15 protein-coding genes are annotated in these 12434 nt (G+C 72.3%); 10 read left to right on the forward strand and 5 right to left on the reverse strand.

The features are described from left to right. Positions 1-2: 2 nt before the first annotated feature. The 4 genes from EAS64_RS09935 (at position 3) to EAS64_RS09950 (ending at position 3938) form a co-directional block, all read left to right on the forward strand. The gene (locus EAS64_RS09935; protein WP_222849168.1) at positions 3-953 is read left to right on the forward strand and encodes a fructosamine kinase family protein; all 951 of its coding nucleotides are present in this window, start codon (positions 3-5) and stop codon (positions 951-953) included. A gap of 126 nt (positions 954-1079) precedes the next feature. Then, positions 1080-1589, forward strand: a complete 510-nt coding sequence (locus EAS64_RS09940; RefSeq protein WP_145852649.1) for a carboxymuconolactone decarboxylase family protein — start codon at positions 1080-1082, stop codon at positions 1587-1589. A 3-nt stretch (positions 1590-1592) separates the two neighbouring features. Beyond that, positions 1593-3050 (forward strand): MocR-like pyridoxine biosynthesis transcription factor PdxR, encoded by a 1458-nt coding sequence (gene pdxR, locus EAS64_RS09945; protein WP_222849169.1) that lies wholly within the window; start codon positions 1593-1595, stop codon positions 3048-3050. A gap of 3 nt (positions 3051-3053) precedes the next feature. Further along, entirely contained in the window at positions 3054-3938 is an 885-nt protein-coding gene (locus EAS64_RS09950; RefSeq protein ID WP_145852650.1) for an arylamine N-acetyltransferase family protein, read from the forward strand. Here the strand turns inward: EAS64_RS09950 and EAS64_RS09955 are convergent. Beyond that, positions 3859-4461: an amidohydrolase family protein gene (locus EAS64_RS09955; RefSeq protein WP_145852651.1), complete on the reverse strand. Its 603-nt coding sequence runs from the start codon at positions 4459-4461 to the stop codon at positions 3859-3861. The genes EAS64_RS09950 and EAS64_RS09955 overlap by 80 nt on opposite strands. Before the next feature lie 32 nt (positions 4462-4493). Here EAS64_RS09955 and EAS64_RS09960 point away from each other — a divergent pair, with 32 nt between their 5' ends. Further along, on the forward strand, positions 4494-5450 hold the full coding sequence (locus tag EAS64_RS09960) for a DUF4037 domain-containing protein (protein ID WP_145852652.1): 957 nt from the start codon (positions 4494-4496) through the stop codon (positions 5448-5450). On the opposite strand, the gene EAS64_RS09965 is transcribed toward EAS64_RS09960, so the two are convergent. Next, the gene (locus tag EAS64_RS09965) at positions 5447-5974 is read right to left on the reverse strand and encodes a maleylpyruvate isomerase N-terminal domain-containing protein (protein WP_145852653.1); all 528 of its coding nucleotides are present in this window, start codon (positions 5972-5974) and stop codon (positions 5447-5449) included. The two genes, EAS64_RS09960 and EAS64_RS09965, sit on opposite strands and share 4 nt — an antisense overlap. A gap of 59 nt (positions 5975-6033) precedes the next feature. On the opposite strand from EAS64_RS09965, the gene EAS64_RS09970 reads away from it, so the two are divergent. Next, positions 6034-6798 (forward strand): alpha/beta fold hydrolase, encoded by a 765-nt coding sequence (locus EAS64_RS09970; RefSeq protein ID WP_145852654.1) that lies wholly within the window; start codon positions 6034-6036, stop codon positions 6796-6798. On the opposite strand, the gene EAS64_RS09975 is transcribed toward EAS64_RS09970, so the two are convergent. Then, complete coding sequence (locus EAS64_RS09975; RefSeq protein WP_145852655.1) at positions 6770-7408, reverse strand: TIGR03086 family metal-binding protein; 639 nt, start codon at positions 7406-7408, stop codon at positions 6770-6772. The genes EAS64_RS09970 and EAS64_RS09975 overlap by 29 nt on opposite strands. Positions 7409-7463: 55 nt before the next feature. On the opposite strand from EAS64_RS09975, the gene EAS64_RS09980 reads away from it, so the two are divergent. Then, positions 7464-7907, forward strand: a complete 444-nt coding sequence (locus tag EAS64_RS09980) for a MarR family winged helix-turn-helix transcriptional regulator (RefSeq protein WP_222849170.1) — start codon at positions 7464-7466, stop codon at positions 7905-7907. On the opposite strand, the gene EAS64_RS09985 is transcribed toward EAS64_RS09980, so the two are convergent. After that, positions 7900-8649 (reverse strand): MBL fold metallo-hydrolase, encoded by a 750-nt coding sequence (locus EAS64_RS09985; protein ID WP_145852656.1) that lies wholly within the window; start codon positions 8647-8649, stop codon positions 7900-7902. The genes EAS64_RS09980 and EAS64_RS09985 overlap by 8 nt on opposite strands. A gap of 143 nt (positions 8650-8792) precedes the next feature. Next, a complete protein-coding gene (locus EAS64_RS09990; RefSeq protein ID WP_145852657.1) occupies positions 8793-10097 on the reverse strand; it encodes a WD40/YVTN/BNR-like repeat-containing protein in 1305 nt (434 codons plus the stop codon). Positions 10098-10172: 75 nt separating this feature from the next. On the opposite strand from EAS64_RS09990, the gene EAS64_RS09995 reads away from it, so the two are divergent. Genes EAS64_RS09995 through EAS64_RS10005 form a run of 3 tightly spaced genes read left to right on the forward strand, consistent with a single transcriptional unit; the run spans position 10173 to position 12355 of the window. Next, on the forward strand, positions 10173-10445 hold the full coding sequence (locus tag EAS64_RS09995) for a hypothetical protein (protein WP_145852658.1): 273 nt from the start codon (positions 10173-10175) through the stop codon (positions 10443-10445). A 34-nt stretch (positions 10446-10479) separates the two neighbouring features. Beyond that, positions 10480-11859 (forward strand): alpha/beta hydrolase domain-containing protein, encoded by a 1380-nt coding sequence (locus EAS64_RS10000; RefSeq protein WP_145852659.1) that lies wholly within the window; start codon positions 10480-10482, stop codon positions 11857-11859. Positions 11860-11875: 16 nt separating this feature from the next. Then, positions 11876-12355, forward strand: a complete 480-nt coding sequence (locus EAS64_RS10005) for a heme-degrading domain-containing protein (RefSeq protein ID WP_222849171.1) — start codon at positions 11876-11878, stop codon at positions 12353-12355. The last annotated feature ends 79 nt before the right edge of the window (positions 12356-12434 follow it).

Here is a 12434-nt window from a genome sequence, read left to right on the forward strand (position 1 = left end):
GCGTGACGCATCCGCTGCTCGACCCGGAGGTCGTGCACGCGGTGCGGCGGGCCGCCGCGGAACATCGGGGGCGGGCCTGGACACATGCCGGGTTCACCAGCCGCAGTCACCGCGCGTCCCATCCGTGCGGTGTCTTCACCGGGACGCCGTTCTCGGTCTTCGCCAAGCTCGACGCCACACCGGGCGGGCAGGAACAGTTCACCGCCGAACTGAACGGGTTGCGGCTCATCCGATCCCGCACCGCCGTGGCCACGCCGGTCCCGGTCGCCGCCGCGGTCGTTGCCACGCCTGCCGGGACGCTGCTGCTGACCGAGGCGGTCGCGGAGCGCGGCGCCACTTCCGGGCAGGCCGCGGATGGCCGGACGCCGCGGGACTACGCGGCGATCGGGCGGGCGCTGGCCGGGCTGCACCAGGCGCGCGGCGAGCGGTTCGGTCTCGCCGAGTTCGACGGCTTCTTCGGCCCGCTGCCGCAGTGCAACCGGCCGATCGGCATGGACAGCTGGGCCGCCTTCTACGCCGAGCGCCGGGTGCTGCCGCTACTACGGCTCGCGGTCGACTCCGGTCACCTCCCGGCGGAACTAGCGCGAGGTACGGAACGGCTTGTGGCGCGCCTGCCCGCGCTGTGCGGACCGGACCGCGTGCCGTCGCTGCTGCACGGCGACGCCCAGCAGAACAACTTCGTCAGCACCGCCGACGGCGCCGTAGTGATCGACCCGGCTCCGTACTACGGGCACCCGGAGATCGACCTGGCGCTCGTGGACTACTTCTCCCCGGTGGACCCCGCGCTGCTAGGCGGGTACGCGGAGGTCGCGCCGGTCGATCCGGGGTTCGCCGAGCGGCGCGAGCTGTGGCGGGTGCACGCCTATCTGGCGGTGGTCGCCGTCGACGGCGCCAGCCCCTTCGGGAGCTCGTTCGTGCCGCGCATCGCCGCCGCGGTGCGGCAGTACGCATAGACCGGCGTCGCCCAGGCCGGCCGCTCGGCCGCAGAACGGAGCGGTGGCTGCCCGGGGCAATTGGACTGAGTTTTACGCCTCATATTGGCCTTAGAGTCTGGCCAATAACCTCGTAGTGTCGGAGACATGACAACAACTGACAGTGCGGCCGCCCAGGCCGCCTACGTAGAGATCCCGGTTCGCTTCGACTTCGACTCGCTGGCACCGAAGGCTTCCCGTGCCGTCGCCACGCTGCACAAGGCGGCTATCGCCGACCTGGCGGCCGCCGGCGTCGAACAGGGCCTGATCGAGCTCGTCAGGCTCCGGGCCTCGCAGCTAAACGGCTGCGCCTACTGCGTCGACATGCACTCCGCCGACGCGCGAAGCGCCGGCGTCGGCGGGCAGCGGCTCGACATGCTCCCTGTCTGGGAGGACGCACCCTTCTACAGCGCGCAGGAGCGGGCCGCGCTCGCCCTCACCGAGTCCGTCACCCGCCTGTCGGAGACGCACGCGCCGGGGCCGGTGGTGGCCGAGGCACTGCAGGTGCTCGGGGGGCAGAAGACCGCCGCGATCCTCGCCCTCATCGTCTCCATCAACGCGTGGAACGAGATCGGCGTGACGAGCCGCTGCTGGCCAGTTGGCCTGCGCGCGGAGTGAGGCGTGCCAGGCCTTAGTGTGGCTGAGGTGTCCCTCACCCCGCACGCCGACTTGGACCTGCACCTGGAGGTGGGGGAGACCCGGCCGGCCCGCGCTCTGGAGCGCGCGCTGCGCGACGCCATCGTGACGGGCCGGGTCACGGCCGGCTGCCGGCTGCCGACCACCCGCAGCCTTGCCGCCGACCTTGGCGTCGCCAGGACCACGGTGTCTGAGGTGTACGCCCAGCTCGCGGCGGAGGGCTGGCTGGAGTCGCGGGTCGGCGCGGGCACCTGGGTGGCCGAGACGGCGCCCTCGCGGCCGGACCGGGCTGAGGCGCAAGCCGCGGAGCCGGACGGCAGGCCGCGGCCGTACTGGGGCGGTTACCCCGATGCCAGCCTGTTTCCGCTCGGCGAGTGGGCCGCGGCGGCACGGCGGGCGGCGGACGCCGCGACGCTCGCCGAGCTTGGCTATTCGGAGGACCTGCGCGGATCGCTCCGGCTGCGGGCAGAGCTCGCCAGCTACCTGCGCCGCACGCGCGGCGCGCAGGTGAGCCCGGAGCGGATCGTCATTGGCCAGGGGTTCAGCGGGCTGCTCGCCCTGACGTGCCGCGCCATGGCGGGGGCCGGCGCGCGCAGGCTCGCGGTCGAGGAGTACGGGCACCCCGCGCACCGGGAGATCGCCGCGGCGGCCGGGCTGGAACTGGTCCCGGTGCCCGTCGACGGCGAGGGGGCCGATGTCAGCCGCCTCGGCCCGGGCATCGACGGCGTGCTGCTGACCCCGGCGCATCAGTTCCCCACCGGGGTGCCGCTCAGCCCCGCGCGCCGGCGCGCGGTCATCGCGTGGGCGCAGCAGACCGGCGGCCTGGTGATCGAGGACGACTACGACGGGGAGTTCCGCTACGAGCGCCGGGCAGTGGGCGCCCTGCAGGCCATGGCCCCGGATCAGGTGATGTACATCGGCACCGCGAGCAAGGCGCTCGGGCCCGCGGTCGGACTGGCCTGGGCCGCGGTCCCCAAGACCCGCCTGGCCGGACTGATCGCCCAGCGGTCCGTCCTCAATGAGCCGCGTGACACGCTCAACCAGCTGACGCTGGCGGAGTTCATCGCGGCACACTCCTACGACCGGCAGGTGCGCCGGATGCGCGCCGAATACCGGCGCCGCCGGGAGTACCTGGCCGCACGGCTGGCCGCCCGCGTTCCCCGGGCCCGGCTGGCGGGAGTTCCCGCGGGGATCCAGGCGTTCGTCATCCTTCCGGCGGGAACCGACCCCGACCAGGTGGTGGCGGCCGGGCTGCGCAGGGGCCTGGCGTTCAAGGCGCTGCACGAGTACGCGGCCAGCGCGGGCAGCGGCAACCCGCCGGCGATCGTCGCGGGCTTCGGCGCCTCACCCGCCACCCGCGCGCAGTCCGACATCCACCTGGTGGTCGCCGCGATCGAAGAGTCCATCGCCGACCGCTGCCGCCTTAGTGAAGGAGAGAACTGACCGATGTCGGTGACAACGCAGCCGGGACGCCCGATCCCGGATAACAGCAAGAAGCGGGAGACTGTCACCGGGTACCTGTCCCGGCTCGGCCTGCGGGATAGACCAGCCCCGACGGTCGCGGCCCTGACCGAGCTGCACCGGCGCCACCTGGACGCCATCCCGTACGAGAACCTCGCGATCATGCTCGGCCGGCCCGATTCCACCGACCCGGGCCAGACGCTGGCCCGGGTCGCGGCGGGCGGCAACGCCGGCTACTGCTTTCACCACAACGGCGCGTTCGAGCTCGTGCTCCGTGACCTGGGTTTCGCGGTGGAGCGCCGCTTCGGCCAGGTCTGGAACAAGCCGGAGGACCGCGCGGTCCCCGAACTGAACCACCTGGTGCTGCTCGTCACCGTCGACGGCCGTCCCTGGTGGCCCGATCTCGGCCTCGGTGACGCCCTGCGTGACCCGGTTGAGGTCATCGACGGAGAGATCAGGCAGGGCCCGTTCAGGTATGAGATCTCCGGCGCGAGCGCGCAGGGCTGGACCTTCAGGCACGACCCGGCGGCGGGCTCATTCGGCTACGTCGACGTGCGCCCGGCCAGCCCGGCTCCCGCCGATGTCGCCGCGTCGCACCTGATGCTGTCCTCGCCGCCGGACGGGCGGTTCACCCGGGTGCTGGTGGTGCAGCGCCGCGACGACACGGGCACCGGCGTGCTGCGCGGTATCCGGCTGCAGCGGATCGGCGACCAGCCGTTCACCCGCGACCTGACCGCCTACGGCGACTGGCGGGCCGCCCTGGAGTCGATGCGCGTCAGCCTGGCGGGCGTCACCGACGGCGAACTGCGCTCACTGCACGCCCGCATGCTCGCCGCACATGAGGAGTGGGCCGCGGCTGACGGGAATTGACCGGCCCAGCCCTCAATCTGGAGCAGGGCCAGACGCTACGGCCGGACCCTAACGTGACGCGCACCCCGCGGACCACGACCGCCGCGGGGCGGGCGAGCACGCCAGGGTCGTCGCGCGGATCGTCGTCGTAGGTGACGATGTCGCCGTCCGGGTGGATGCCGAGGAAGTCGCGCGCGATCGACCCCGCGGCGGCGATGGCCTGCTCGACGGTGAGACCGTGATCGGAGAGTAGCGCTATCTCCTCCGCTATCGTGCCGACCACATCGTTGCCAGCCAGGATCCGGACTCCGTGGGCGACGGCGTACGAGAGGTGGTCACGGAGCCGCTCGCGCAGCTCGCCGACCTGCCTGCGAACCTCGGGATCGGGGGAGTCGCGCCGTCCGAGCACGGCGCAGAGCGTCGGGGTCCAGGCCCCTCCGCGCGCGCCGAGCGCATCGAGTTCGGGCCGGCTCAGGGCCTGGCCGTGTTCGATCGAGTCTGCGCCGACGCCCACCAGCCCGGAGTCCGGGAGGTTGCAGTGCACCGCAATGCATCGTGTCAAGGATTCCTTTACGCGTGACCGAGCAGGGATGCGGCGACAGGCCGGGCGCGAGCGTGGCAGGATGGCGGGCCGTGGAGCAATCAGGCAGCGCCCCGGGCGCGGAGAACGTCCATGCCGCATGGCGGATGGAGGTCGCCGCGCGAGTCGCCGGGACCTATGCGGGAAACGGCAACCTCGCCGCGCTGGCGGTGGCCGGGTCGGTGGGCGCGGGCCTGGCCGACAGGTTCTCCGACCTGGAACTTGACTGCTACTGGGTCCGGCCACCGGCCGACGCCGACCGCCTCGGACCGGTGGCAGCACTGGGCGGCGAACTGGCGGCGCTGTGGGACTACGACGCGGATGACCAGGAGTGGAGCGAGGACTACCGGGTCGGCGAGCTCGACATCACCGTCAGCAACTTCCTTGTCGGCTCCATCGACCGGTTCCTCGACGACGTGGTCCTCGGGTCGAGCACCGACCCGGTCAGGCACATGCGGCTGGCTGCCATCCAGCGGTCGCGCCCGCTGATCGGGGCCGACCTGATGGCGTCCTGGCGGCTGCGCGCGGACGCCTACCCGGACACCCTGGTGACCGCCCTGGTGGAGCAGGCGCTCGCCCCGGCGGCGCTCGCCGGCTGGGCGGCCCGCGAGGCGCTCGTCAGCCGCGGTGACGACCTCGCGGCGGCGGATCTGCTGACAAGGACGGGACACGCTGTGGTGCGGGCCGTCCTGGCGCTCAACCGCGTCTACCTGCCGCATCGTCAGCTCAAGTGGCAGCGCCAGCTCCTGTCCGGGCTCGCTGTGGCGCCCGCGCGGCTCGCGGAACGGCTTGGCACCCTGACAGCGGGACCGGCGGAGCAGGCACTCGAGGCCGCCGCGGCGCTGCTCGCGGAGACCGCAGCCCTGGCCGAGGCGCACTCCGGCGCCGACATCAGCGCCTTCCGCGAGATTCTGGATGAACGCCGCAAGCCGGTGGACCCGCCGGCCGTCTAGCGGGGCCGCTTGCCCCCGATCCTCGACGCCAGGATGGCGACGCCGGCACCCGTCAGTTCCGCGAGCGCGGCGGGGCGGCCGCACATCGCCATGAGCAGTGCCTCGCCGGGCCCGGTGACCGGCGGGCCGTCGTCGTACCTGATCCACGGGAGGTCGAATGCCTGCAGGCACAGCCCGCCAGTGCGCGCGGGGTAGGTCCGCGCGGCGGTCGCGAGGACGGTGCACAGGACGCTCGCCGGGATCTCGCGTGCCGCGCCGAGCGGACGGCGGATGTCCTGCTGGTGGACGACTGTCTCCAGCAGGGCTGTCCGTGCTTTGATCCGGAGGAACGGCAGCGGGTAGCCACGTGCCAGGACCGCGGTGAGATGGGCGGCGACCTCCCTGACGGTCCAGCCTGCGCACAGGCTCTCCGTCTGCCACTGCGCCGCGGTGAGCCCGCCAAGGAGTTGCGTGAGCTGCTCGTTCTCCGCTCGCAGCAGGTCACGCAATGCTGCCCGGTTCGCCGGGGTTGCGATTGCGGTCATGTCAGACACGACGATCGGGCCCGCGCGGATGTGACACCGGCCTGGTCTAGGCTTCCCCGGTGCGACTTTCCTATGACGAGGCCGGCAGCGGCGAGTGCGTTGTCATGATTCATGGGCATCCCTTCGACCGGACTTTGTGGGAACCGCAGGTGGCCGCGCTGCGCGGCTGCTTCCGGGTGCTCGCGCCGGACCTTCGCGGCTTCGGTGCCAGCCCCGTCACGCCTGGGCGGGTGGCGATGCGGGAGTACGCCGCCGACATCGAGGAACTGCTCGCCGGGCTGGGTATCGCCCGGGCGGCGGTGGTCGGGCTGAGCATGGGCGGCCTGGTGGCCATGGAACTCGCCGCGGCCGCGCCGGAGCGGTGCTGGGCCCTCGGGCTGATCGCGACGACGGCCGAGCCGCCCTCGCCGCAGGACCTGCGGACCAGGGACGAGCGGGCCGACGCGACCGAGCGCGACGGGATGGGCGTGCTCGTCGACTACATGCACACCGGCCTGTACGGTCCGGCCTGCCCGCCCGCGGTCCGCGCCCGGGTCGACGCCATGATGGCCGCGGCCCCGCCGGCGGGCGCCGCGGCGGCGCTGCGCGGCCGTGGCCGCAGGCCCGACTACCGGCCCATGCTCGCCGCCCTCGACATCCCCGCCCTCGTCGTGGCGGGAACCGCGGATCCGTGGTCCACCGCCGCGGTGACGGCCGAGATCGTCGCCAGCCTGAAGCGGCCGCAGCTCGTCGCCATCGACGGCGCCGGGCACCTGCCCAACCTGGAAGCCGAAGCCCAGTTCAACCAGGCACTGCTCACCTTCCTCGGCCGGCATCGCCCGTGAGCCGTAACGCCGGGCGCTTCCAGCCCGGTGAGCGCCCGAGTATCGCCACGATCAGGTCGAGCGTTGAACCGCCGCCCACGGCCAGGGAAGGCGCGAAGGCGGCACCAGGCGCCAGGCGGCTGCCGTCGTCAGGCACGGCAAGCGCCACCCGCAGCGCCACCTCAAGCACGTCCGCCGGGAACTCAGCCTCGAGGCCGAGCGTCTTGGCGACGTCCCACGAGTGCACCACGTAGTCGACGAAGTGGAAGCTGATCGCCTGTCGTCCAGGGACGACAGGCGAGCCGGCGAATTCGGGCAGCGGGAACTGGCGGTCGAGCACCCCGCCGGTGGCGAACGCGGCGAGCACCGTGTCCGCCGCCGCCCGGTAGTCCGCGACGGGATCGCTGCTCAGGCGCCGCGGACGCCACCGCGTTAGCTCGCCGTCGCCCACGGCGGCGGCGGCGAACCCGTAGTGCTGCGCGGCCATGTGCGAGATGAGGCCGTGCAGCGTCCAGTCCGGGCAGGGCGTCGGCGCGGTCATGTCCCGGCCCCGCGCGCGGGACACGAGCGCGACGCTGGCGCGCACCGCGTGCGCGTCGAGTGTGACGATCTCATCGATGATCGTAAGCATGAGCTTATTATAGGCGTACACACACAGTATGTCGAAGCGTATTCTTTGGCGGACGATGGAAGAAGATCACGAGCGGCAGGACCTGGCCGCAATGCTGCAGCCGCTGGTGCGGGCGCTCATCGACGCCGAGCTGCCCGTGCTGGCCAGGCACGGAATCACGATGTGGGGCTACGTGGTGCTCAACGGCCTGCGGGACGCGCCGCAGAGCACCCAGGCCGCGCTGGCGGAGAAGATCGGCGCGGACAAGACCCGGATCATCGCCACCCTGGACGACCTGCAGGCCGCGGGCCTGATCAGCCGCGAGCCTGATCCCGGAGACCGGCGGGCCAGGCTGCTGTCGATCACCGCGGCCGGGGACCGTGTCCGTCGTGCGGTGCAGGGCGAGATTCAGCGCAACGAGGAGCGCCTGCTCGCCGAGTTGACGGCCGCAGAACGCAAGGCGTTCCTGAGCGCCGCGCAGCGCCTGTCGTCGCTGCCGGTGGCGCGGATCCTCAGCTGACCGTCGCGGGCATGGCGAGCCCGGGGACCGCGACGGAGACTCCGCCGTCGTAGCCGGCCGCTGCGGCTTCGATCGCGGCGCCCGGGTCAGTGCCTGGCATCAGGTGGGTCAGCACCAGACTGCGGGCTCCGGCCGTAGCGGCGGTCTGCCCCGCCTGGCGGGCGCTCGACAGGTACTGGACGGAGTCGCCGGGAACCCGTTCTGGATAACTTGCCTCGGCAAGGAATACGTCGGCGTCGCGCGCCAGGGCGGACAGGGCGGGACTCGGGCCGGTGTCTCCGGTGTAGGCGAGCACGGCGCCGCCGACGTGCAGCCGCAGTCCCGCGTTGGGCTCCCAATGGGGCAGCAGCCAGCTGCGCACGGCGAACGGGCCGGTCTCGAAGGCGGTGCCTGGGGCGAACTCGCGCAGCTCGAACGTGTCGTCCAGCATGCCGGGGCGGTCGAGCGCCAGCACCGCGGCGAGCGCGCCGGGCGGCGCGTACACCGGCAGCGGCGGCACGGGAAGTTCCGCGAACGCCCTGGCGCGAAGCAGCGGGTTGAGGTCGACACAGTGATCGGGATGGCCGTGGCTGATGAGCACCGCGTCAACGTCAGCCGCGTCGCAGTGCTCGAGCAGGCGCGGGAACGTCGCGTAGCCGGGATCGATGAGCACCCGGTAGCCGTCGTGCTCGACCAGGTAGCCGCTGCACGCCGTGCCGGCGGTCGGCCACCCGCCGGTTCCGCCGAGGACCGTGAGGCGCATACGACGAACCTATCGACTGTCAGGCCGCTTGCGAAAGCGGACATCTCCGGCGGAAAATGTTTCAAGCTGTGCGGGCACCCGACGATCTGCCGTCTCACCCTCGGGTAGGCGGACGGCTCACGCCGGGTGCCGTCACCCCGCCGTTACTGCTGCCCGATGCCATTGATCCAGGGGCTTGCCCACTGGGTCTGCCAGGTCTTGCCGCCGTCGGTTGTCGCGACGATGCGCTGCTGGTGGCGGCTCTTGCCCTTCGCGGGCACCTCGCTGTAGGTGCCCGCGACCCACCCGGTCTGCGACGACAGGAACGCCGCCGCCTGCGCGAAGTTGAGGCCGCCGACATTGCCCTGCTCGGCGAGGGCCGCGCCGGAGCTCGTCGCCACCGCCCAGGGAGCGGTCCCCGCACCGCACGGTGCGCACGAGTCGATGAAGACCGCCGCCGACGGGCTCAGCGCGGAGAACGGCCCGGAGTAGGCGCCGGGCGAGCGCGTCGTCGGGTCTCCGCTGAGGTGGTAGTACTGCTCGGCGTAGATGGCCGTCACGCCGGAGGCATCCGCGTGGTAGGCGACGTGCGGCTGCTGGCTCATGCCAGCGCCGGGACCCGAGCGCACCGCCCAGGCCGCGTCCGGGCCCGTGCACTGCACGCTCATCTCCGCCACGTAGCCGCCCTCGTTCGTCGCGGGCGGAGAGGTCATCGCGGTCCACGACTGGCCGTGGTCTTCCGTCCGGTACAGCTGGCCGTTCGCGCCCAGCCAGCCGTCCTGCCCGTCGCTGAAGCACACGCTCTGCGCGTTGGCGGGCGCGGCCATCTCTCCCCAGATGTGGCCGCCGTCCTGAGTGACAAGCACGACGCCGCCCGTGTCAGGTATCTCCGTGCCGAAGCCGCCGACCATGGTCACGCCGCCGCCCGCCACCGCGTATCCGTCGAGGGCGGAGGTGAAGTGCACGGAGCGGATCAGCGGGCAGGGCTCGGACAACCGCGTCCAGTGCGCACCGCCGTCGGTGGTGGCGAGCAGCGAGTCGGTGCCCACGGCCCAGCCGTCGCTCGCGTTGATGAAATCGACCGCGGTGAGATCGAGCCGGCCGGTGAGCTGCGCCGCCCAGTGCGCCCCGCCGTCCGACGTGGCGAGGATCGCGCCCTGCCCGACCGCCCAGCCCTGCGACGATGACACGAACTCGACCCCGGTCAGCTCGCCGGTCTCCAGGTCAGGCGACGGCGGCGTGCCGCACACCGCGCCGGAGGAACCAGTGGCAGACGGCGCGGACGGCGGGCCGGCCGGCGACGTCGTAGCGGCCGCCGGGGCGGAGGAGGAACCCGGGGCCGTCGCCGAGGGGGCGCTTATCGCAGGCGGGGAGGAGGCCTGGCCGCCGGCAGGCACGGAGGTCGACGCCGTCGCGCATCCCGCGAGACCGGCGGCGACAACGGCAACAAGGAGGAGTCGCGCTCGCATGCCTCTAAGACGCCGCTTGCGCCGTCGCGGTTGGGGACACTGGACTCAGCGGAGCACAGGAGGCGGCACGGCACGATGACGATTGATCCCGGGCGCCAGGTTCGCATCGGAGTGCAGATCAGGCCCCAGCACGCCGACTACGCGCAGATCCGCCGCGCGTGCTTCGCGGCGGAGTACGCGGAGTACGGCTTCGCCTTCGGCACCCCGGCCGAGCGGTCGCGGCAGCAGGGATTGGCGAGGGCGCCCGCAGCGAGGTCGAACGGTGGGTGGCCTGGCGTGACCAGAGGAACGGGTGAGGTTTTCGCCGGCGCGGGTCTCGTATTTTGGGCGGTCGCCGGAGCAAGATAGACGCGGACAAATCGGATGGCGGAAGGCAGCGGCGATGACGGGACCAGAACAGCGGACCGCGACCCTGAGCGGCCCGGTGACCGGCGGCAGGGGCTGGGCGTTCGGGAGCCCGGCCGATGCCGCCGCCTACGGGTACGTGATCGAGGAATTCCTGCTCGACGGCGTCGCCCAATCCTATGAGCCGGTCCCGGGCACCGCCGTCGGACGCGACGGGCAGTGGACGGTCCAGCCGGGGCAGCCGGCGGAGTACCGGACGCGGATGTACGTCGCCCGCCCGGCCGACCCGGCGCGGTTCAACGGGGTCGTCATCGCGTTCTGGCTGAACGTGACCGCGGGCTTTGACCTCGGCGCGCCGTCGGAGCACGAGATGCGCGAGGGGTATGCCTGGGTGGGCATCACCACGCAAGCCGTCGCGATCGACGGCCAGCCGTCGCTGGGGCCTGGCTTCCCCGCCACCCCGGGCCTGCCGCGCATCGACCACGAAAGGTACGGGACGCTGCACCATCCGGGCGACGCGTACTCCTTCGACATCTTCACTCAGGCCGCCCGCGCCGTCGGACCCGGTCGCCAGACGACCGGCATCGATCCGCTTGGCGGCCTGGAGCCGCGCCTGGTCATCGCCTGCGGCGCGTCCCAGTCGTCGGCGCGGCTCGGCGCCTACCTCAACATCGCCGACGACTCCGAGCGGTGCATCGACGGGTACCTGCTGCTCACCCACTGGGGGCTGTGCGTCTACCCGCCGGACCAGCCGATGATGGTCACCTTCGGGCCGCGCGGCGACGGGCTCTACGGCGGAAGCTCCGCCATCAACGACCGCGGCCGGGTGCCGGTCCTCGTGCTCAACAGCGAGAGCGAGACGCTGCACAACGTCCCTGTCCGCCAGCCCGACTCGTCGACGTTCCGGTTCTGGGAGATCGCCGGCGCCGGCCACATCGGCGAGACCCCCGACATGACCCCGATGCTCCTGCGCGAGGGCATGCCGGTGTTCCCGCCGGCCAGCGACGCCAACACCATGGACTGGCGCTGGGTGCGCAACGCCGCGCTCGAGCACTTGGTGCGCTGGGTGGACGGCGGGACGCCGCCGCCCTGGTTCCCGCTGATCGACGCCTCCCTCGACGCGGGGATCCACCGGGACGAGACGGGCAACGCGACAGGCGGCATCCGCGTACCCGAACTCGAGGCGCCCAGCGCAACCTATTCGGGTACCAGGCCGGGCAACCCGCTCGCGGCGCTCATCGGGCAGACGGTCCCGTACCCCGCGAATCGGCTTTCGTCGCTCTATCCCGACGCGGACGCCTACCTGCGCGCCTGGGACGCCGCGGTCGACCGGGCACGCGAGCACGGCCTGGTGCTCGGCACCGACCTGGACGGCCTGCGGCAGCGGGGACGGAAGATCGCCGCCGACCTGTTCTGAGCCGCCGGATGAGACGATGGCGACCATGACCGATGACGAGACGCTGATCGCTTCGCTTGAGGTGCAGGAAAGAACGCTGGTATTCACCCGGTTCGACAACGCCGACGCGTGGCGGCTCGGCAGCGCGATGGTGGCAGCCGCGACGGAACGGGGACTGCCGGTCACGATCGACATCCGGCGCCACGGCCAGCAGCTCTTCCACGCCGCCCTGCCCGGCACCACGGCCGAGAACGACGCGTGGATCGAGCGCAAGGTCAACGTCGTCAACCGCTTCGCCGCGGCTTCCTACCTGGTGGGTAGGCGCCTCGCGGCACGCGGGCGGGAGCTCGGCGAGGCGCTGGGCGTCGAGCCGCGGCTGTTCGCGGCGCACGGCGGTGCCTTCCCGGTCAGGGTGAAGGATGTGGGCGTCATCGGCACGGTCACGGTATCCGGCCTGCCCCAGGCGGACGACCACGCCTTCGTCACCGAGATGATCGGCGCCTTCCTCGGCATCTGAGTCCGCTCATCCGCTCTCGGGAATTGCGCGGCAATGAATCGCTAGGCAGCGTGTCAGTATTCGAGGGTCAAGCCGGTAG

This window comes from Trebonia kvetii (genome assembly GCF_007827045.1).
Classification (GTDB): domain Bacteria; phylum Actinomycetota; class Actinomycetes; order Streptosporangiales; family Streptosporangiaceae; genus Trebonia; species Trebonia kvetii.